At 62.3% G+C, this 19,894-nt stretch carries 18 protein-coding genes; 15 read left to right on the forward strand and 3 right to left on the reverse strand.

The genetic code is table 11. The annotated features are described in order from the left end of the window. Nucleotides 1-4 precede the first annotated feature (4 nt). The 3 genes from HX792_RS18185 to HX792_RS18195 all read left to right on the forward strand — a co-directional run bounded on the left by HX792_RS18185 (nucleotide 5) and on the right by HX792_RS18195 (nucleotide 2,053). A complete protein-coding gene (locus tag HX792_RS18185; RefSeq protein WP_176997363.1) occupies nucleotides 5-736 on the forward strand; it encodes an SDR family oxidoreductase in 732 nt (243 codons plus the stop codon). Between the two features lie 20 nt (nucleotides 737-756). After that, nucleotides 757-1,653 (forward strand): SDR family oxidoreductase, encoded by an 897-nt coding sequence (locus HX792_RS18190; protein ID WP_176997364.1) that lies wholly within the window; start codon nucleotides 757-759, stop codon nucleotides 1,651-1,653. Between the two features lie 151 nt (nucleotides 1,654-1,804). Next, nucleotides 1,805-2,053 (forward strand): hypothetical protein, encoded by a 249-nt coding sequence (locus HX792_RS18195; protein ID WP_176997365.1) that lies wholly within the window; start codon nucleotides 1,805-1,807, stop codon nucleotides 2,051-2,053. A 3-nt stretch (nucleotides 2,054-2,056) separates the two neighbouring features. Here the strand turns inward: HX792_RS18195 and betT are convergent, their stop codons facing one another. Next, a complete protein-coding gene (betT, locus tag HX792_RS18200) occupies nucleotides 2,057-4,018 on the reverse strand; it encodes a choline transporter BetT (protein ID WP_176997479.1) in 1,962 nt (653 codons plus the stop codon). A 397-nt stretch (nucleotides 4,019-4,415) separates the two neighbouring features. Next, on the reverse strand, nucleotides 4,416-5,342 hold the full coding sequence (epsC, locus tag HX792_RS18205) for a serine O-acetyltransferase EpsC (RefSeq protein WP_176997366.1): 927 nt from the start codon (nucleotides 5,340-5,342) through the stop codon (nucleotides 4,416-4,418). A gap of 166 nt (nucleotides 5,343-5,508) precedes the next feature. Between epsC and HX792_RS18210 the strand changes: the two genes are divergently transcribed. The 12 genes from HX792_RS18210 to HX792_RS18265 all read left to right on the forward strand — a co-directional run bounded on the left by HX792_RS18210 (nucleotide 5,509) and on the right by HX792_RS18265 (nucleotide 17,543). After that, nucleotides 5,509-6,504 (forward strand): D-cysteine desulfhydrase, encoded by a 996-nt coding sequence (locus HX792_RS18210; RefSeq protein WP_176997367.1) that lies wholly within the window; start codon nucleotides 5,509-5,511, stop codon nucleotides 6,502-6,504. A gap of 281 nt (nucleotides 6,505-6,785) precedes the next feature. Then, a complete protein-coding gene (tcyJ, locus tag HX792_RS18215) occupies nucleotides 6,786-7,580 on the forward strand; it encodes a cystine ABC transporter substrate-binding protein (RefSeq protein ID WP_176997368.1) in 795 nt (264 codons plus the stop codon). Then, nucleotides 7,580-8,245 carry a cystine ABC transporter permease gene (gene tcyL / locus HX792_RS18220; RefSeq protein ID WP_071482540.1) on the forward strand — a complete coding sequence of 222 codons (666 nt, stop codon included), beginning with the start codon at nucleotides 7,580-7,582 and terminating at the stop codon, nucleotides 8,243-8,245. Before tcyJ ends, tcyL begins: the two co-directional genes overlap by 1 nt. A gap of 3 nt (nucleotides 8,246-8,248) precedes the next feature. Further along, a complete protein-coding gene (tcyN, locus tag HX792_RS18225) occupies nucleotides 8,249-8,995 on the forward strand; it encodes an L-cystine ABC transporter ATP-binding protein TcyN (protein WP_176997369.1) in 747 nt (248 codons plus the stop codon). 396 nt (nucleotides 8,996-9,391) lie between these two features. After that, on the forward strand, nucleotides 9,392-10,177 hold the full coding sequence (locus HX792_RS18230) for a hypothetical protein (protein WP_176997370.1): 786 nt from the start codon (nucleotides 9,392-9,394) through the stop codon (nucleotides 10,175-10,177). A gap of 187 nt (nucleotides 10,178-10,364) precedes the next feature. Beyond that, the gene (locus HX792_RS18235; RefSeq protein ID WP_176997371.1) at nucleotides 10,365-11,618 is read left to right on the forward strand and encodes an SfnB family sulfur acquisition oxidoreductase; all 1,254 of its coding nucleotides are present in this window, start codon (nucleotides 10,365-10,367) and stop codon (nucleotides 11,616-11,618) included. A gap of 26 nt (nucleotides 11,619-11,644) precedes the next feature. Beyond that, nucleotides 11,645-12,838 carry an SfnB family sulfur acquisition oxidoreductase gene (locus HX792_RS18240; protein ID WP_176997372.1) on the forward strand — a complete coding sequence of 398 codons (1,194 nt, stop codon included), beginning with the start codon at nucleotides 11,645-11,647 and terminating at the stop codon, nucleotides 12,836-12,838. Continuing rightward, nucleotides 12,838-14,199 (forward strand): LLM class flavin-dependent oxidoreductase, encoded by a 1,362-nt coding sequence (locus HX792_RS18245; protein ID WP_176997373.1) that lies wholly within the window; start codon nucleotides 12,838-12,840, stop codon nucleotides 14,197-14,199. The genes HX792_RS18240 and HX792_RS18245 overlap by 1 nt, the downstream gene beginning before the upstream one ends. Nucleotides 14,200-14,315: 116 nt before the next feature. Continuing rightward, on the forward strand, nucleotides 14,316-15,131 hold the full coding sequence (locus HX792_RS18250) for a MetQ/NlpA family ABC transporter substrate-binding protein (protein WP_176997374.1): 816 nt from the start codon (nucleotides 14,316-14,318) through the stop codon (nucleotides 15,129-15,131). Then, complete coding sequence (locus HX792_RS18255) at nucleotides 15,128-16,243, forward strand: methionine ABC transporter ATP-binding protein (RefSeq protein ID WP_176997375.1); 1,116 nt, start codon at nucleotides 15,128-15,130, stop codon at nucleotides 16,241-16,243. The genes HX792_RS18250 and HX792_RS18255 overlap by 4 nt, the downstream gene beginning before the upstream one ends. After that, nucleotides 16,233-16,877: a methionine ABC transporter permease gene (locus HX792_RS18260; RefSeq protein WP_016974994.1), complete on the forward strand. Its 645-nt coding sequence runs from the start codon at nucleotides 16,233-16,235 to the stop codon at nucleotides 16,875-16,877. Before HX792_RS18255 ends, HX792_RS18260 begins: the two co-directional genes overlap by 11 nt. Nucleotides 16,878-16,916: 39 nt before the next feature. Next, a complete protein-coding gene (locus HX792_RS18265; protein WP_176997376.1) occupies nucleotides 16,917-17,543 on the forward strand; it encodes a bifunctional 2-polyprenyl-6-hydroxyphenol methylase/3-demethylubiquinol 3-O-methyltransferase UbiG in 627 nt (208 codons plus the stop codon). Nucleotides 17,544-17,634: 91 nt separating this feature from the next. Here the strand turns inward: HX792_RS18265 and HX792_RS18270 are convergent, their stop codons facing one another. Further along, a complete protein-coding gene (locus HX792_RS18270; RefSeq protein WP_176997377.1) occupies nucleotides 17,635-19,791 on the reverse strand; it encodes a glycoside hydrolase in 2,157 nt (718 codons plus the stop codon). Nucleotides 19,792-19,894 lie beyond the last annotated feature (103 nt).

The following is a 19,894-nucleotide window of genomic DNA, read 5'->3' on the forward strand; positions in this document are numbered from 1 at the left end:
CACCATGACAACTCAAGTCGCAATCATCACCGGCGCTTCCCGTGGCATTGGCGCCGTGGTGGCCCGACAACTCGCCGCCGACGGTTACGCCGTGGCGATCAACTACGCCAGCAGCGCCACTGAGGCGTCGAAGCTGGTGGTGGAACTGCGCCAGGCCGGCCACCAAGCCATAGCGATCCAGGGTGATGTCAGCAAGCCCGCCGATATCAAGCGCCTGTTCGATGAAACCGAAACCCAACTGGGCAAGGTCGACGTGCTGGTCAACAACGCCGGCATTCTCAAGACACTGCCCCTGGCCCAGCACAGTGACGAGCTCTACAACCAGAACTTCGACATCCACACCCGTGGCACCTTCAACGCCCTGCGCGAGGCAGCCACGCGCCTCAACGACGGTGGGCGCATCGTCAATTTTTCCAGCAGCACCGTGGGCCTCAATTTCCCAGGCTACGCCGTGTACATCGCCAGCAAGGCGGCGGTGGAATCCCTGACCCAAGTGTTCGCCAAGGAAATGCGCGGACGTGGCATCACCGTCAACGCGGTCGCCCCTGGCCCGGTCGCCACCGACCTGTTCCTGCACGGCAAGAGCGAAGAGCAGATCCAGGGCCTGGCCAAGATGGCGCCCCTGGAACGCCTGGGCCAACCGGAAGATATCGCCCGCGTGGTGTCGTTTTTGGTAAGCCCGGCCGGTGGCTGGATCAATGGGCAAATCCTGCGCGCCAATGGCGGGCTGGTCTGAACGCAATCGAGGGCAACAGCATGAAGTCGATCATCCTGATTACCGGCGCCTCCAGTGGGTTTGGCGCCCTTACCGCCCGTGCCCTGGCCGATGCCGGCCACACGGTCTACGCCAGCATGCGCGAAACCCTGGGGCGTAATGCGCCGCAAGTGGCCCAGGTGCAGCGCTATGCCCAAGAGCATCAGGTGGACCTGCGCAGCGTCGAGCTGGACGTGGCTTCCAGCGAGTCGGTGGACGCTGGCATCGCCAAGATCATCGCCGACTGCGGGCGCCTGGATGTGATCATCCACAACGCCGGGCACATGTCGTTCGGCCCGGCCGAAGCCTTCACGCCGGAGCAGTTCGCCCAGCTGTACGACATCAACGTGCTCAGCACGCAGCGGGTCAACCGTGCGGCGCTGCCATACCTGCGCAAGCAGGGCAACGGGCTGGTGATGTGGGTGTCGTCCAGCAGTGCTCGCGGGGGTACACCGCCGTTTCTGGCGCCGTACTTTGCGGCGAAAGCCGCGATGGATTCCCTGGCGGTGTCCTACGCCAGCGAGCTGACGCGTTGGGGTATCGAGACCTCGATCATCGTGCCCGGCGCGTTTACCAAGGGCACCAATCACTTTGCCCACTCCGGTAAGCCCAGCGATCAGGCGCGTGTCGACCTGTACAACGACGGCCCGTATGCGGGTGTTGCGGACGCTGCACTACAAGGCCTGGCAGCGCTGGAGCCTGAGGATGCGGATGTGGGAGAGGTGGCCAAGGCGATTGTCGAGATCGTCGGCTTGCCGTTCGGCACACGCCCGTTCCGCCGGCATATCGACCCTTCGGAGGATGGCTGCGAAATCGTCAATGGCGTGGCGGATCGGGTGCGGGCAGAACTGTTCTGGAAGGTGGGTTTGCAGGACTTGCTTAAACCCACTGCACACTAACGACCCGATGAGATCCCCTGTGGGAGCTGGCTTGTGTGGGAGCTGGCTTGCCTGCGATGGCATCACCTCGGTGCGTCTGAATAACCGAGTTGCCTGCATCGCGGGCAAGCCCGGCTCCCAGAGGGGATAGGTCCCACAGGAGATCACCGTCATGCACACCCTCATCGTCATCAGCTGCGGCTTGATTCTGCTAGCACTGACGCTGTTCATCGGGCAAAAACTCGGCATCAGCCGCACGGTGCTGGCCTACAGTTTTGTCGGCCTCTGGCTGATCGCAGCAGTGGCCAACGGCGCCGTCGGCGTGCTCACTGCCGGCCAGCCCCTGGTGTCGGAGCTGGTGATCGGCAGTGGCGTATTCGGCGCGCCGTTGGTGGCGCTGGCCCTGTACCTCAGGGCCTGAGCCTCAGCGCACCAGGTGCAGGAACTGCAGGTGACGCTCGTACTGGTCGAGGATGTCGTTGATGATCTGCTCCTTGGTGTAGCCCACCAAGTCGTAGTCCTGGCTACCTTCGGCCAAGTGCACTTCCGCCCGGTAGTAGCGGCGGTTGTTGATCTCTTTCTTGCCCATGCCACCCCGGGCAAACGATGGCGTGAAATAACCGCGCATCTGCACCTGGTACACGAACGGGCGTTCCTCGCCGTGACCGATTTCGAGGCTGACGCTGTCGTTCGCCGGGTCTGGCTGGGTCACCACGTTCAGGCCTTTTTCGACGAACACCGCCGTCACTTCTTCGATCGCCGGTCGCACGGTGGTATCCAGGAAGCGGTACACCTCGTCCCGCGAAGGGAAATGCACGGCCTGGCTCAAGCGCTGACGCCAGCCGCCCCTGCCCTTGCGTGCGGCCGAGATAGGCGCCAATGAGTGCAACTGGGCAATCTGCTTTTGCGACTCGAGGTAGAAAGCCTTGTGCAGCCCCCACATCATCAGCAGCAGGATCATCGAGAATGGCAGTGACGTCAGCACCACCGCTGATTTCAGCGAATCGATACTGCCGGCAAACAGCAGCGCACTGGTGACCAGCGCGGTCATCGCGCCCCAGAACACCCGCAGCCATTTCGGCCCGTCTTCATCGGCGTTGCCACCCTTGGACGACAGGGTCGACAGCACCACGGTGCCCGAGTCGGCCGAGGTGACGAAGAACACGAAGCTGATAAACACCGTGACCGCGATGACGGTTTTGCTCCACGGGTAAGTTTCCAGCAGCAGGTAGAGGCTCATCGACGGGTTGTCGATGGCCGATTGACCGAGTGCGGTGAGCCCGTGGTTGAGCACTTGGTCGATGGCGCTGTTGCCGAAGATCGACATCCACGCCAGGGTGAAACCCAGCGGGATCAGCAGCACGCCGAACACGAATTCGCGGATGGTACGGCCACGGGAAATCCGTGCGATGAACAGGCCCACGAACGGCGACCATGCGATCCACCAGGCCCAGTAGAACACTGTCCAACCGCCCAGCCAGTCGCTGGGTTTGTCGTAGGCGTATACGTCGAAGCTCTTGGTCGGCAAGGCGCCCAGGTAGTCGCCCAGGTTCTGGATCAGGGTGTTGAGCAGGTGCTGGGTGGGGCCGGCGAACAACACGAACAGCAGCAGCGCGCAGGCCAGCAGCATGTTGATGTCGGACATCACCCGCACGCCCTTGTCGACGCCGGAGACGGCCACCAGGATCGCGGCGCCCATCATCAGGGTGATCAGGCCCACCTGGACCCATTGGGTGTGGGCCACACCGAACAGGTAGTCGAGGCCGGAGTTGAGGTGCAACACCCCAAAGCCCATGTCGGCACCCAGGCCGAACACCGTGGCGATGATGCCGAAGCCATCCACGGCGTAGCCGATGGGGCCGTTGATGCGCTTGCCGATCAGCGGGTACAGCGCCGAGCGCAGCGCCAGCGGCAGGTTATGCCGGTAGGCGAAGTACGCCAGGGCCATGCCGACAAAGGCGAACACGCCCCAGCCATGCAGGCCCCAGTGCAGAAACAGGATCTGCATGGCCTGGCGCGCCGCGTCGGCGTTCATCGGTGCGCCCTGGGGCGGTTGCACCAGGTGCGTCAGCGGCTCGGAAACGCAGAAGAAAAACAGCGTGATGCTGATCCCGGCGGCGAACAGCATGCCGGCCCAGGACAAGTAACTGAATTCGGGCTCGTCGTGGTCGGCACCGAGTTTTATCTTGCCGTAGCCCGATAACGCGGTGACCACCACGAAGACCAGATACAGGGTCATCGCCAGCATGTAGTACCAGCCGACCGTATTGGCCGCCCAGTTTTGCGCGGCCAGCAGCCAGGCACCGGCCTGTTGCGGGATCGCGATGACAGTCACGCCGAACAGCAAAATAAACGTGGCGGCGAAGTAGAAGACCGGCGCATTCATGCGCACCAGGCCGCTTGCAGGGGTGGACGATGCACTCATGAACGATGCACCCCGAGGGTGTGGAATGTGGCTGTAAATAACGGACTCAGCAAAGGTAAGCCTCCTGTTGTGAGCGGGCAGCGAACCACCGGATTTAACTTGAACGAGCATTCAAGTTAAACATGGATAGGCGGTCTGGGACTAATCGCAGGGCTGAGTGGTAGGTAATTCCTACACTAGCTCAAGGACAGGTATGACGGGCAGGGATGACAAATCGTTCAGCGATTGCGAGGGAAATTTGAAATGCGGTTAACCCTGTGGGAGCTGGCTTGCCTGCGATGGCGGTCTCAAAATCAGCGCAAGGCTAATGGCCTCATCGCCGGCAAGCCGGCTCCTACAGGGGGGTTGTGTATGCTTCTTATTTTTGTGTGCCGTCATCGTGCTGCAGGTTGGCCTGGGTGATATTCGCCCCAGCCGGCACGCTGCGGGTCAGCCACACGTTGCCGCCGATGGTTGAGCCTTTGCCGATGGTGATGCGCCCCAGGATCGTCGCGCCGGCGTAGATCACCACGTCGTCCTCGACAATCGGGTGACGCGGGTGGCCCTTCTGCAACTGCCCGTCTTCATCTGCCGGGAAGCGCTTGGCGCCCAGCGTCACGGCCTGGTAGATGCGCACGCACTCACCGATGATCGCGGTCTCGCCGATCACCACACCGGTCCCGTGGTCGATGAAGAAGCTCGGGCCGATCTGCGCGCCGGGGTGGATATCAATACCGGTGGCCGAGTGGGCAATCTCCGCGCTGATCCGCGCCAACAGCGGCAGGCCGGCGCGGTACAGGTGGTGGGCCAGGCGATGGTGAATCACCGCCAGGATCCCGGGGTAGCACAGCAACACTTCATCCACGCTGCGCGCGGCCGGGTCACCGTGGTAGGCGGCCAGCACGTCGGTGTCCAGCAAACTGCGCAAGGACGGCAGGGCCAGGGCGAAATCCTGGATGAGGCGGATGGCATGGGCGTCGACCTCGCGATCGTCCTTGCCACCTTGGCGGGCGGCATAGCGCAGCTCCAGGCGGGCCTGGCCGAGCAGCGCGTTCAGCGCCACGTCGAGGGTGTGGCCGACGTAGAAATCTTCGCTTTCTTCACGCAGGTCCACCGGCCCCAGGCGCATGGGGAACAATGCGCCGCATAGCGATTCAAGAATCTGCGCCACCGCCTCACGCGACGGCAACTCGCGCCCACCATGTTCGCCGCTGAGGCGGCCGTTGCGCGTTCGCCACTGGTCCCGGGCGCCGCGCAGCTGGCTGACGATGGTCTGCAATTGCCAATGACTGGAACGCTCACTCACGGTATTCACTCCTGACGTAATGGCGCTCACTTTACGGTATGCACCCTGGCCGTCCTTAAGAACCAATGGTGTGATGCTCAGAACTATCCGACATAAGCGTTTGGCAGTTGCCCGATGAAAAGTGCCTGCCTATAGTCGCCTCATCTCTTAGCCACCGTGCGTAGCCATGATCAAACAACAGCTCGACCGTTTTAACCGCCTGGAACTGCTGGGCGGCGCCACTGCCCTGGAAAAACTCGAGCGGCTGTCGGCCTGGCTGGGCAGGGACATCTACGTCAAGCGCGATGACACCACGCCCCTGGCGATGGGCGGCAACAAGCTGCGCAAACTCGAATACCTCGCCGCCGATGCCATCGCCCAAGGCGCTGACACCCTGGTGACCGCCGGAGCCCTGCAATCCAACCACGTACGCCAGACCGCTGCGTTGGCCGCCAAGCTGGGCCTGGGCTGCGTGGCGCTGCTGGAAAACCCCACCGGCACCGAAGACCCCAACTACCTGGGCAACGGCAACCGTCTGCTGCTGGACCTGTTCGACGCCAAGGTCGAGCTGGTCGAGAACCTCGATAACGCCGACGACCAACTCAACGCTTTGGCCGATCGCCTGCGCAGCAACGGCAAAAAGCCGTACCTGGTGCCCATCGGTGGCTCCAATGCCCTCGGCGCGCTGGGCTACGTGCGCGCCGGGTTGGAACTGGCCGCACAGATCGAAGACAGCGGTCTCGAATTTGCCGCCGTGGTGTTGGCATCGGGCAGCGCGGGCACCCACAGCGGGCTGGCCCTGGCCTTGAGTGAAGTACTGCCGGACCTGCCGGTCATTGGTGTGACCGTGTCGCGCACTGATGAAGCCCAGCGCCCGAAAGTGCAGGGCCTGGCCGAACGCACCGCCGAATTGCTGGGCGTGGCGATTCCCGAGGCCTTCAAGGTGATCCTGTGGGACGAGTATTTCGGCCCGCGCTACGGTGAGCCGAATGCCGGCACGCTAGCGGCGGTCAAGCTGCTGGCGAGCCAGGAAGGGCTGCTGCTGGACCCGGTCTACACTGGCAAGGCCATGGCCGGTTTGCTGGACGGCATCGGACGTCAGCGGTTTGAAGACGGGCCGATCATTTTCCTGCACACCGGTGGGGCGCCGGCGCTGTTTGCTTATGGCTCTGCGTTCAACTGAATAAACGCGGGCTGCAAATGTGGGAGCTGGCTTGCCTGCGATGGCGGTGGGTCAGCACAACATCCGTCGGCTGATACACCGCCATCGCAGGCAAGCCAGCTCCCACATTAGATTGGCGTTATATTCCAAAACAGAATAACAAATTAATTTTATATTATTTTCAAGTCTTAAGAAGCGGCTTTATCATCGCGCCGTAGGCGAAGACGCGCACCGCGCTTTAAGGCAGGATACGACTACTGCGTCACCTGCTTCGCTCAACATAAAAAACACAGGGGCTCTTCATGACTATTTCTGCATTGCGTCGTACGTTGCTGGTTGGCACTTTGGGCCTGGCCCTCGGGGCTGGGTGGATGGGCCAGGCGGTTGCTGGCGAGCAGTTGAACACCATCAAGAAAGCGGGCGAGATCAAGATCGGCCTGGAAGGCACCTACCCACCGTTCAGCTTCGTCGACGAAAGCGGCAAGCTCAGCGGCTTTGAAGTGGAACTGTCCGAAGCCCTGGCCAAGGAGCTGGGCGTGAAGGTCAAGCTGCAGGCCACGCCGTGGGATGGCATCCTCGCCGCACTGGAATCCAAGCGCCTGGACGCGGTGGTCAACCAGGTCACCATTTCTGAAGAGCGCAAGAAGAAGTACGACTTCTCCAAGCCTTACACCGTGTCCGGTATCCAGGCACTGGTCCTGAAAAAGAACGTCGACAGCATCAAGACCGCCGACGACCTGGCCGGCAAGAAAGTCGGTGTAGGCCTGGGCACCAACTACGAACAATGGCTCAAGGACAATCAGCCTAAAGCCATCATCAAGACCTATAACGATGACCCGACCAAGTTCCAGGACCTGCGTATCGGCCGTATCGACGCCATCCTGATCGACCGCCTGGCCGCCCTGGAATACGCCAAGAAAGCCCCGGACACTGCCACTGCCGGCGACGCCTTCTCCCGCCAGGAAGCCGGTATCGCCCTGCGCAAAGGCGAGCCTGAGCTGCTCGACGCGGTGAACAAGGCCCTCGACAAACTGCGCGCCGACGGCACCTTGAAGAAGCTGTCCGAGAAGTACTTCAACGCTGACGTCACTGAATAATGGAAGCAGGTTTCCAACTCGCGCTGGACTCCGCGCCCTTTCTGCTCAAGGGCGCGTACTACACAGTGATTCTTAGCCTCGGCGGAATGTTTTTCGGCTTGCTGCTGGGCTTCGGCCTGGCCTTGATGCGCCTGTCGCGCTTCAAGCTGGCAAGCTGGATCGCCCGGGTCTATGTGTCGTTCTTTCGCGGCACGCCCTTGCTGGTGCAGCTGTTCCTGATCTACTACGGCTTACCGCAAGTGGGCATCGAGCTGGATCCGATCCCGGCGGCCTTGATCGGCTTCTCGCTGAACATGGCCGCTTACGCCTGTGAAATCCTGCGGGCCGCCATCGCTTCCATCGAGCGTGGCCAGTGGGAAGCCGCTGCGAGTATCGGCATGACTCGCGCGCAGACCCTGCGCCGGGCCATCCTGCCGCAAGCTATGCGCACGGCGTTGCCGCCGTTGGGCAACAGCTTTATTTCGCTGGTCAAGGACACGGCGCTGGCCGCTACCATCCAGGTGCCCGAGCTGTTCCGCCAGGCCCAATTGGTGTCTGCGCGAACCTTCGAAATCTTCACCATGTACCTGTCCGCCGCCTTGATCTACTGGATTCTGGCGAGCATCCTGGCGCACTTCCAAAACCGCCTGGAAGACCGGGTCAACCGGCATGACCTGGAGTCTTGAAGCATGATCGTGGTTGAAAAACTGACCAAACAATTCAAGGGCCAGGTGGTACTCAACGGCATCGACCTTGAGGTCAAGGAAGGCGAAGTCGTCGCCATCATTGGCCCCAGCGGTTCCGGCAAGACCACCTTGCTGCGCTGCCTGAATTTCCTCGAAGAACCCACCAGTGGCCGCATCAAGGTGGGTGACATCGAGATTGACACCGGCAAGCCGCTCAACCAGCAACAAGGCCTGGTGCGACGCTTACGCCAGCACGTGGGCTTCGTGTTCCAGAACTTCAACCTGTTCCCCCACCGCACCGCGCTGGAAAACGTCATCGAAGGCCCGATCGTGGTCAAGAAGATGCCACGCGACGCGGCGGTCGCCCTCGGTCGCAAGCTGCTGGCCAGGGTTGGCCTGGCGGGCAAGGAAGCGTCATACCCGCGGCGCCTGTCGGGCGGCCAGCAACAGCGCGTGGCGATTGCCCGTGCGCTGGCCATGGAGCCGGAGGTGATCCTGTTCGACGAACCCACCTCGGCCCTCGACCCGGAGTTGGTGGGTGAAGTGCTGGCGACCATCCGCAGCCTCGCCGAAGAAAACCGCACCATGGTCATCGTCACCCACGAAATGAGTTTTGCCCGCGATGTGGCCAATCGGGTGATCTTCTTCGATAAGGGCGTGATCGTGGAGCAAGGCGAAGCCAAGGCGCTGTTCGCCAACCCCAAGGAAGAACGCACCAAGCAGTTCCTGAGCAAGTTTCTCGCCCACTGAAACATCCCCTGGGTCTATGGAAAATGGCTTGTGTGGAAGCTGGCTTGCCTGCGATGCAGACACCTGGGTGTATCCATCACACCCAGGTGATGCTATCGCAGGCAAGCCAGCTCCTACATGAAGCGCGGTCCCACAGGGAATGCTCATTCCAGCCTGTAAAACACCCCGCCGTCACCACCCGAATATCCCCGCGCGAGTCAGACCCTTCTGAATTTCCCCCTGCTCGCCGTTTAGCCCCGTGCCGCCATTGACGCTCCCCGGCCAACCCTCTTATCTAGGGCCTAGAGGATTGGATCCTATCCCGGCTACTCACTGAATCGTTCCCTTTCGGCCCCCTTGCGCACCCGCGCCAACGGTTCGGAACGATTGCTGCTGGCTGCATCAAGGAGATTACGTATGACGCGCACTGCAACCCCGCCCCTGCTCACCGCCCCGACCCTGCCCCAGGCGCATCGGGAAGGCATCAACGCCCTGGCCGCCACCCAGCTGCAAGTCGACATTGCGCCCTACCCCGGCATGGACGAGGGCGACTTGATCGAACTGTTCTGGAACAACTGCTTCGCCGCCTCACGGAGGATCACGGCCTGCAAGATCGGCATGCCGACCCAGCTGCGCGTACCGGAAAGCTTTGTGCAGGATGGCTTGGCGCGAGTGCACTACCAGGTGATGCAAGTGGGCTACGGCCCGGTCCGTTCCGCCCCGACGCGGGTAAAGGTGAAGACCAATTACCCCGGCGGCGAGCCTTCGCCCCTGTTCAGCGATGAAAACCAGAACCTCGCCCCGGTGGGCCTGCCCGAAACGATCCGTCGCCATGGCGTCAATGGTCATCAGGTGCGGCGTGGCATCCCACTGACCATCGAGCCCTACCTGAACATGAGCAGCGGCGACGCCATCACCCTGCGCTGGGGCGATGTGCGCCTGGACCTGCCGCCAATCCAACCGTCGGACGTCGGCCTGACGGTCCACCTGTGGGTGCCCCCGGCGGTGATTGTCGAGGCCGGCGACGACAGCCGTCTGGACGTGACGTACTGCATCCTTGATCGCGTGGGCAATAATTCACGCTGGGCACCGACCCGCACGCTGAACATCGCCGCCTGCTCACCCCAGGCGCCAGCCCGGCCCGCCAGGGCCGCGTCGACCTACCAACCGCATCACCCTGGTTCACCCTGCGAACCGGGGTGACAGCCCTTCTATGCATATTCCTAGAAGTTAGTTTATTTAAAGATTTAACACGCTTAGGGTATATGCACCGGACCACCGGACATCTCTGATTTTTTTGTTTTTATTTCATTGAATGCGAGGTCGGTATGGTCAGAATTACCCCGGTGCATAACGCCAGGGCATTACGTGCAGCCAAGGAGCGGCGCTGATGTCTAACTTGGCTCAAACACCCCCCCAGAGTGGTCTGGACAATGATCGCGATATAGCCCCCCTGCTGTTGCCGGCCGCTGTGCTGCGCAACGACGCAGAGGCGCTGGACGCGGCCCACGAGCTTGCCAAGGCCGCACGCCTGCAAGCCGCCAAGCGCGATCAGCAACGCAAACTGCCGTGGGCACAGATCGAACAGTTCACTCGCAGCGGGCTGGGCAGTATTTCCATTCCCCGCGAATACGGCGGCCCGCAGGTCTCGTTCGTGACCCTGGCCGAGGTGTTCGCAATCATCAGTGCGGCCGACCCGGCCCTTGGGCAGATCCCGCAGAACCATTTCGGCATCCTGCACCTGGTGCAGGGCGCGGCCACCGAGCGTCAGAAAAAGCAGCTGTTCCAGAGCGTCCTCGACGGCTGGCGCATCGGCAATGGCGGCCCGGAACGCGGCACCAAAAACACCCTGGAACTCAAGGCGCGCATCACCGCCAAGGGTGACGGGCATGTGATCAGCGGCCAGAAGTTCTATTCCACCGGCGCACTGTTTGCCCATTGGGTCGCGGTCAAGGCGCTGAACGATGACGGCAAGCAGGTCATGGCGTTCGTGCGCCGTGGCACTGAAGGGCTGCGCATCGTGGATGACTGGTCGGGCTTCGGCCAACGCACCACCGCCAGCGGCACGGTACTGCTGGACCAGGTGCCGGTGGACGCAGAGCTGGTGGTCGAAAACTGGCGCATCGGCGAAACCCCGAATATCCAGGGCGCCGTCTCCCAGTTGATCCAGGCCGCCATTGACGCGGGCATTGCACGCGGTGCGCTGGACGACACCATCGCCTTCGTGCGTGAACGTTCGCGCCCGTGGGTCGATGCCAACGTCGAACGCGCCAGCGATGACCTGTATGTGATCGCCGACATCGGCAAGCTCAAGATCGAGCTGCACGCCGCCGAAGCGCTGCTGCGCAAGGCCGGCCAGGTGCTGGACCAAGTGAGCGCCGCACCGATCACCGCGCAGTCTGCCGCCCGCGCCTCGATTGCCGTGGCCGAAGCAAAGGTACTGACCACTGAAGTGTCGCTGCAAGTCAGCGAAAAGCTCTTCGAACTGGCCGGCAGCCGCGCGACCCTCGCCGAGTTCAACCTCGACCGGCATTGGCGCAACGCCCGGGTGCACACCCTGCACGACCCGGTGCGCTGGAAGTATCACGCCATCGGCGCCTTTCGATTGAACGGCACGCTGCCGGCTCGCCACTCCTGGATTTGACCGACCAGACCTCTGGAGAAATACGCATGACCCTTTCTCATCACGTCGCGGTCATCACCAGCGACGAACAAGCCCTTATTGTCGCCAGCGACCTGGCCGAAGATTTCCGCCGCGACAGCGCCCAGCGTGACCGCGAACGCCGCCTGCCCCTGCCCGAACTGGACGTGTTCTCGCGCTCCGGCCTGTGGGGCATCAGCGTGCCCAAGGAGTACGGCGGCGCCGGTGTGTCCAACGTCACCCTGGCCAAGGTCATTGCACTGATCGCCCAGGCGGATGCCTCGTTGGGCCAGATCCCGCAGAACCATTTCTACGCCCTTGAAGTGCTGCGGGTGAACGGCACCCCGGCGCAACAACAACGCCTGTACGCCGAAGTGCTCGCGGGCCAGCGCTTTGGTAACGCCCTGGCGGAACTGGGCACCAAGACTGCCCATGACCGCGTTACATCGATCACCCGCGACGGCGATGGTTTTCGCGTCAGCGGCCGCAAGTTCTATTCCACCGGCGCGATCTACGCCCAGCGCATCCCCACCTCCGTGGTGGATGAGCACGGCGTGCAGCAACTGGCGTTTGTCCCGCGTGGCAGCGAAGGCCTGACCGTGATCGACGACTGGAGCGGCTTTGGCCAGCGCACCACCGGCAGCGGTTCGGTGGTGTTCGACAACGTGTGGGTGGCGGCGCAGGACGTGATTGCGTTCCAGAGCGCGTTCGAGCGCCCGACCACCGTCGGCCCGCTGGCACAGATTCTTCACGCAGCCATCGACACCGGCATCGCCCGCGCGGCGTTTGAAGATGCGCTGCATTTTGTGCGCACCAAGACCCGCCCGTGGATCGACTCGGGCAACGACAAGGCCACCGAGGACCCGCTGACCCTGAAAAGCTTCGGCCACCTGAGCGTGCGCCTGCATGCCGCAGAAGCGCTGCTGGAACGCTCGGGTGAATTTCTCGACCGCGCCCAGGCTGACAGCAACGCCGAGACCGTCGCCGCCGCCTCGATTGCCGTGGCTGAAGTGCGCGCCCTGAGCACCGAGATTTCCCTGGCGGCGGGCAGCACGCTGTTCGAACTGTCCGGCAGCCAGGCGACCCTGGCCGAGCACGGCCTGGATCGTCACTGGCGCAACGCCCGCGTGCACACCCTGCACGACCCGGTGCGCTGGAAGTACCACGCGGTGGGCAATTACTACCTCAACGATGCAAACCCGCCACTGCGGGGGACCATCTGATGGCCAAGAAAAAGATCCTGCTCAATGCCTTCAACATGAACTGCATCGGGCACATCAACCACGGTCTGTGGACGCACCCACGGGACACGTCCACCCAGTATAAAACCATCGAATACTGGACCGACCTGGCCAAGACCCTGGAGCGCGGGTTGTTCGATGGGCTGTTCATCGCCGACATCGTCGGCGTGTACGACGTCTATCAGAACTCCATCGACGTGCCGCTCAAAGAGTCGATCCAGCTGCCGGTGAATGACCCGCTGCTGCTGGTCTCGGCCATGGCCGCCGTCACTCAGAACCTTGGTTTCGGTCTCACCGCCAACCTCACCTACGAACCGCCGTACCTGTTCGCCCGGCGCATGTCCACCCTCGATCACCTGAGCCGTGGCCGCGTGGGCTGGAACATTGTCACCGGCTACCTCGACAGCGCGGCCAAGGCCATGGGCCTGACCGAGCAGGTCGAGCATGACCGCCGTTATGACCAGGCCGATGAGTACCTGGAGGTGCTCTACAAACTCTGGGAAGGCAGCTGGGAAGACGACGCGGTGCTCAACGATCCGCAGGCGCGGGTGTATGCCCAGCCCGGCAAGGTGCACAAGGTCGAGCACCACGGCGAGTTCTACCAGGTGGAGGGTTATCACCTGTGCGAACCCTCGCCGCAGCGCACGCCGGTGCTGTTCCAGGCCGGCAGTTCGGATCGCGGTTTGCTGTTCGCCGGGCGTCACGCCGAGTGCGTGTTCATCAGCGGGCAGAACAAGGCCTCGACCAAAGTGCAGGTGGACAAGGTGCGCGCCAGCGCCGTCGAAGCGGGCCGCAACCCGGACGACATCAAGGTGTTCATGGGCCTCAATGTGATCGTGGGCGCCACCGAAGCGCTGGCCTGGGCCAAGCACGCCGAATACCTGAGCTATGCCAGCGCGGAAGCCGGCGTGGCGCACTTCTCGGCGTCCACGGCCATCGACTTTGCCCAATACGAACTGGACGAACCGATCCAGTACGTGAAGAGCAACGCGATCCAGTCGGCGACCAAGAACCTGCAGAACAATGACTGGACCCGACGCAAGTTGCTCGAGCAGCACGCCCTGGGCGGGCGCTACATCACCCTGGTCGGTTCGCCGGAACAGGTGGCGGATGAACTGGAGTCGTGGATCGCGGAGACCGGGCTGGATGGTTTCAACCTGACGCGCATCGTCACGCCGGAAAGCTATGTGGACTTCATCGACCTGGTGGTGCCGGAGCTGCAGAAGCGTGGGTCGTACAAGACCGCCTACGAGGCCGGCACGCTGCGTGAAAAAGTCTTTCACAACAGCGCGCGCCTGCCCGAACAACACACCGGTTCTACCTACCGCCACTCCCCCCTGTAGGAGCCGGCTTGCCGGCGATAGCGCCCTTGAGATCACTGCAGTATTCAAGGGCCTCATCGCCGGCAAGCCGGCTCCTACAGGGATCTGTGTAAACACCTTATGACTGGAAAATGATGATGAAAAAAACACTGCTCACCCACCCAGTCAAAGCACTGGCCCTGGCGTTTGGTTTGTTCAGCTCGGCCGTCTTCGCCGCCGATGCGCCGCTGAAAATCGGCACCACCGCCGCCTTCGCGATCCCGCTGGAAGCTGCCGTGGCCGAGGCGGGCAAGCAAGGCCTTAAAGTCGAGTTGGTGGAATTCACCGACTGGATTGCCCCCAACGTCAGCCTGGCAGCCGGCGATATCGATGTGAACTACTTCCAGCACATCCCGTTCCTGGAAAATGCAAAGGCTGCCGCAGGCTTTGACCTGGTGCCCTACGCCCCGGGCATCATCAACAACGTCGGCCTGTACTCGAAGAAATACAAAAGCATCAACGACCTGCCACAGGGCGCCAGCGTGGCCATCGCCAACGATCCGATCAACAGCGGTCGCGGCCTGCAATTGCTGGCCAAGGCCGGGCTGATCACGCTCAAGCCGGGCGTGGGCTACAAGGCCACCGAAGAAGACATCGTGACCAACCCGAAGAAGATCAAGATCCTGCAAGTCGAGGCCGTGCAGCTGGTGCGCGCCTATGACGACGCCGACCTGGTGCAGGGCTACCCGGCGTACATCCGCCTGTCCAAGACCTTCGACGCGGAGTCGGCGCTGCTGTTCGACGGCCTTGATCACCCGGAATACGTGATCCAGTTCGTGATCCAGCCGAAAAGCAAAACCGACCCGCGTGTGATCAAGTTTGTCGACATCTACCAGCATTCGCCGGTGGTACGTGCTGCACTGGACAAGTCCCTGGGCAAGCTCTACCAGGTCGGCTGGGAAGATAAAAAATGACCGCCGCCCATGCCCAACTGCGCGACCTGGGCTTACCGCCCAGGGACGCCGAGCAGACCGAACTGCACCCCGACCTGAACCGCGCCCATGTGCGCTTTATCAACCTGGGCAAGACCTACGACGGCGCCGTACACGCCTTGCAAGGCATCGACCTGGCGATCCAGCGCGGTGAAGTGTTTGGCATCATCGGCCGCAGCGGCGCCGGCAAGTCGTCGCTGATCCGCACCATCAACCGCCTGGAACAGCCCAGCAGCGGGCGTGTGCTGATCGACCAGGTGGACATCGGCGACTTCGACGAAGACCGCCTGGTGGCGCTACGCCGGCGCATCGGCATGATTTTCCAGCACTTCAACCTGATGTCGGCCAAGACCGTGTGGCAGAACGTCGAGCTGCCGCTGAAAGTGGCCGGCGTACCGAAACTGCAGCGCGAGCAGAAGGTGCGTGAGCTGCTGGAACTGGTGGGTTTGCAGGATAAGCACAGGTCCTATCCGGCGCAGCTGTCCGGAGGGCAGAAACAACGCGTGGGCATCGCCCGCTCGCTGGTACACGACCCCGAAATTTTGCTGTGCGACGAGGCCACCTCGGCCCTCGACCCGGAGACTACCCAGTCGATTCTCGGCCTGCTGCGCGAGATCAACAAACGCCTGGGTTTGACCATCGTGCTGATCACTCATGAGATGGCAGTGATCCGCGAGATTTGCGACCGCGTGGTGGTGCTCGAGCACGGGCGTATCGTCGAACAAGGCCCGGTGTGGCAAGTATTTGGCAACCCGCAGCACGAGGTCAGCAAAACCCTGTTGGCACCGTTGCAACATGGGCTGCCGGAAGAACTGCAAAGCCGTTTGCAAGCCAGCCCAACGTCGGCGGAGGCCGCGGTGGTACTGCGCTTGCAGTTCACCGGCAGCGACACCGATGAGCCGGACCTGGCCGCGCTGTTCGGCGCTCTGGGCGGGCGCGTGCGCTTACTGCAAGGCGGCGTGGAACGCATCCAGGGCCACGCCCTCGGGCAACTGCTGCTGGCGGTGAGCGGTTCGCCCCACACCCCCGAAGAACTGCGCACCCGCGCCGGCAATTGGGCACAACAGGCGGAGGTGCTGGGCTATGTGGTTTGATCGTTTAGTGCAGGGCGCCATCGATACCTTGTTGATGGTGGGTGTGTCGTCACTGATCGCGTTGCTGGTGGGAATTCCCCTGGCGGTGTTCCTGGTGACCAGCGACAAGGGCGGCATCTACCAGGCCCCGGCGCTTAATCGCGTGCTGGGGGCGTTCGTGAATCTGTTCCGCTCGATTCCATTCCTGATCCTGATGGTGGCCTTGATCCCGTTTACCCGGCTGATCGTCGGCACCACCTATGGGGTATGGGCCGCCGTCGTGCCGCTGACCATTGCCGCCACACCGTTCTTTGCGCGGATCGCCGAAGTGAGCTTGCGCGAGGTCGATCACGGCCTGATCGAAGCGGCGCAGGCCATGGGTTGCCGGCGCTGGCACATCATCTGGCATGTGCTGTTGCCCGAAGCACTGCCGGGGATTGTCGGCGGGTTCACCATCACTCTGGTGACCATGATCAACTCGTCGGCGATGGCCGGGGCGATTGGTGCAGGTGGTTTGGGTGATATTGCCTACCGCTACGGCTATCAGCGCTTTGATACGCAGATCATGCTCACGGTGATCGTGCTGCTGGTGATTCTGGTGGCGGTGATCCAGTTGGGCGGTGATCGTTTGGCTCGGGTGTTGAACAAGCGGTGAGGTATAGTCGGGACATCCCAGCGCCCGGTATCACTTGCCATGTCCCTCAAGCCCGACGACCTCGACCAGATCACTTCCACCACCCTCGGCCACTACAACAAGGTGGCCGAGGACTTCCGTGAAGGCACTCGCGATCACGATGTAAGCCAGAATATCGATGCCCTGCTGCGGCATATCCACGGCACCGCCCCTTTCACCGTGCTGGATTTCGGCTGCGGGCCGGGGCGGGATCTACAGACGTTCACGCGCCTGGGGCACATCGCCGTGGGGCTGGACGGCTCGGAGCGCTTTGCGCAGATGGCGCGTGAAGACAGCGGCTGTGAAGTGCTGCAACAGGACTTCCTGAAGCTGGACCTGCCGGCCGAACGCTTCGACGGGATTTTCGCCAACGCCGTGCTGTTTCATATTCCCAAGCAGGAACTGCCGCGTGTGCTCCAGCAGCTGCATGGGGCGTTGAAGCCTGGCGGCGTGTTGTTCAGCTCCAACCCCCGGGGTGAGAACCAGGAAGGCTGGAATGGGCCACGGTACGGGTCTTATCACGACCTTGAAGGGTGGCAGGCGTTGCTGACGGAGGCCGGCTTTGAAGAGTTGGAGCATTACTACCGGCCGGCTGGGTTGCCTCGGGAGCAGCAGCCGTGGTTGGCCAGCGTCTGGCGAAAAATTTAGATTTTTTGCGTCTGGGCCGGCCCCATCGCAGGCAAGCCAGCTCCCACAGTTGGAATGCGTTCCCCTGTGGGAGCTGGCTTGCCTGCGATAGCTATTCCACCTGGTACAACACTGGATCTTCGCCCACCACCAACGCCGTCACACTGCGCTCTGCAAAATTGGCGATCAACCGCGTGCCATCTGCAAAAGTGGTTTCCTGCACACGCCGATCGGCTGTCAGCCACCGAAAGCTCGTCATTTCCTGCGTGGCCAGGCGTTCATGCAACGGGCGGAAAAACGCGTCCTGGCGTTGAATGATGGGCAACCGCTGCTTAACGGTCCCGGCACTCAGGTGATACAGCGGCGGCACGTTGTAGAGCAGTTGGGTCAACTCGTTCTCTGCCCGCACATTGCTCAGCTTCAGGCTGTCGAACAGCCAGTGATGCGTCGTGATGACCGAGCCGTGGAACACCGCCTGGTACAACGGCAGACGCATGCTCGGCTCGAAATACACGGTGCGAAACGGCTCTTTCAACGGCACCTGCTTGAAAAACACCGCGGGTTGGTCCGGTGGGTACCAGTTGCCAACGTAATAGGGCGACTTTTTGTCTTTCGTCATGGCCTGATCGCCCCACCCCATCACCGGCGTCTGCATGCCATGGGCAAACAAAACGCCCTGGGCGGTGGTGGCGTTGCCGTCTTCGGAACCAGCCGGCAACTTGAGCACGGTGCTGAGCCAGCGGGAAGCATCCACATTGCCTTCGGCGTTCTGCGCCTGGCTCATCGGGGCGCTGTCGCGGTAGCTGTCGAATACCATGCCTGTGGCGTAGGCGTCGAGGAACCAGGCGTTGAAACCGGACTTGGCCTGCACCGCTTGCACCCGCGCCTCCAACAAGGGCCGCACGCAGCGTGGGTCGGTGTAGTGGCCCGATTGCTGGAAACCGGTTTTCAGCTTGCCGTCCTTAAGCACGATGGCGCAGTTACGGTAGGCATTGTCGCCCAGATGAGCAGTGGTCCAATCCGGGTTTTCGGTGGCAGATAGCGCCGTTTCATAGGAGTCGTAAGGCGCCATCAGGTAGCCGGCGTCGACACCGGCGCGAATCGCTTCCGGGTGCCAGAGGCCGCCCTCCCAACCTTCGCCCAACGTCACCAGCAAGCGTTCGAGCCCAGCGGCTTTCAGGGATGGAATGACCTTGCTACCCCAGTTTTCAGGGTTGTCGTTCAGGGCGCCGGCAAAGGTGACAGCCAGCTCACGGCGCAACTCACCATATCGGGCGGCCAGCCGGGCCACATCCGGCGTTTCAACCTGCCACACCTGTCGTGCCTTCTTGTTGATTGCCGCATTGAGGCCGCGCAGCAACACGGTGTGTTCATAGCGATTCAGCGCAGTCGTCTGCGCCAGAACCTGCGTGCTCTCTTTATCCAACAGCCCCTTGAGCTCATTACCGCGCAGCAACGTGACCAGCTTTGGCCAGTCACGCACATCGTCCAATACCAGCAAGTCATTGCCCCACAGGTACACATGGCTGGCGCCCAGCAACTTCTGCGCCTCGGGCGTTTGCCGCAACTTGTCTGCCAACGATTCATAGCGGCCGTGTTCCACCAACCATTGACGATAGCGTTTGGCGCCCGCCAAAGGCTCGGCGTCGCCCAGGTGCAACAGCAGGGTCATCGGCGCAGAGGGATCGAGCGAGGTGAATTCATGGGCCAATGACAGGGCCATGCCTTCCTGCCAGTGCAGGCGGTTGTTGTAGGGGTTGGTCAGCAGCCAATTGAGGGTGAAACTGCCGTGGTCCAGGCCCCACAGCGGCAGGCTGAGGTCCTGGGTGGTATTGAGTTCGCCCTGATCCAGCAGGAAGGCCTTCCACACCGGGTTATCGGCCGGCACGTAATGCCCTTCGGCCAATGGCCACATCACGCCATGCCCCATGGCGCTGGCCGGTTGCTGGAGGATCGCCAGCGCGCCCGGCTCCCGAGCATGGAGGGTCAGCAGCAGGTCATGCTGCTCAAGGCGGGCGCTGATACGGAAGGCGCCCTCATCCCACTGCCAGCTGGCCTGTTGATCCGTGTGCGAGAGTTGGCTGACAGCGCGCGCCTGCACCCCGCTGGAAGCCTGCACCGACGCCTGGCCGTTGGGCGTGACGCGGATGGCCAGGGTGGCGGGGTCGAGTTCGACCCGCCACTGGGGGTTTTCCAGGACCGTGGTGGCAGAGACCAGTGGTGAGAGGAGGAGCGTGCAGAGCAGTAAAAAGTGAAGTTGCAAGTTCATGCTGCTCATCCTGTGCCGAAGGGGGCCGAGGGTAAAACACCCGTAGACTTGCAGGCGGCACGAAAGGCATTTCGAGATATTTCATACAGCATAAAAATCCAAC

The organism is Pseudomonas sp. B6002, assembly GCF_013385985.1.
Classification (GTDB): Bacteria; Pseudomonadota; Gammaproteobacteria; order Pseudomonadales; family Pseudomonadaceae; genus Aquipseudomonas.

Bases quoted from the DNA above. Each gene is read 5' to 3' on its own strand.
- HX792_RS18185 (WP_176997363.1), top strand. From the start codon at position 5: ATGACAACTCAAGTCGCAATCATCACCGGCGCTTCCCGTGGCATTGGC.
- HX792_RS18190 (WP_176997364.1), top strand. From the start codon at position 757: ATGAAGTCGATCATCCTGATTACCGGCGCCTCCAGTGGGTTTGGCGCC.
- HX792_RS18195 (WP_176997365.1), top strand. From the start codon at position 1,805: ATGCACACCCTCATCGTCATCAGCTGCGGCTTGATTCTGCTAGCACTG.
- betT (WP_176997479.1), bottom strand. From the start codon at position 4,018: ATGAATGCGCCGGTCTTCTACTTCGCCGCCACGTTTATTTTGCTGTTC.
- HX792_RS18210 (WP_176997367.1), top strand. From the start codon at position 5,509: ATGATCAAACAACAGCTCGACCGTTTTAACCGCCTGGAACTGCTGGGC.
- tcyJ (WP_176997368.1), top strand. From the start codon at position 6,786: ATGACTATTTCTGCATTGCGTCGTACGTTGCTGGTTGGCACTTTGGGC.
- tcyL (WP_071482540.1), top strand. From the start codon at position 7,580: ATGGAAGCAGGTTTCCAACTCGCGCTGGACTCCGCGCCCTTTCTGCTC.
- tcyN (WP_176997369.1), top strand. From the start codon at position 8,249: ATGATCGTGGTTGAAAAACTGACCAAACAATTCAAGGGCCAGGTGGTA.
- HX792_RS18230 (WP_176997370.1), top strand. From the start codon at position 9,392: ATGACGCGCACTGCAACCCCGCCCCTGCTCACCGCCCCGACCCTGCCC.
- HX792_RS18235 (WP_176997371.1), top strand. From the start codon at position 10,365: ATGTCTAACTTGGCTCAAACACCCCCCCAGAGTGGTCTGGACAATGAT.
- HX792_RS18240 (WP_176997372.1), top strand. From the start codon at position 11,645: ATGACCCTTTCTCATCACGTCGCGGTCATCACCAGCGACGAACAAGCC.
- HX792_RS18245 (WP_176997373.1), top strand. From the start codon at position 12,838: ATGGCCAAGAAAAAGATCCTGCTCAATGCCTTCAACATGAACTGCATC.
- HX792_RS18250 (WP_176997374.1), top strand. From the start codon at position 14,316: ATGAAAAAAACACTGCTCACCCACCCAGTCAAAGCACTGGCCCTGGCG.
- HX792_RS18255 (WP_176997375.1), top strand. From the start codon at position 15,128: ATGACCGCCGCCCATGCCCAACTGCGCGACCTGGGCTTACCGCCCAGG.
- HX792_RS18260 (WP_016974994.1), top strand. From the start codon at position 16,233: ATGTGGTTTGATCGTTTAGTGCAGGGCGCCATCGATACCTTGTTGATG.
- HX792_RS18265 (WP_176997376.1), top strand. From the start codon at position 16,917: ATGTCCCTCAAGCCCGACGACCTCGACCAGATCACTTCCACCACCCTC.
- HX792_RS18270 (WP_176997377.1), bottom strand. From the start codon at position 19,791: ATGAACTTGCAACTTCACTTTTTACTGCTCTGCACGCTCCTCCTCTCA.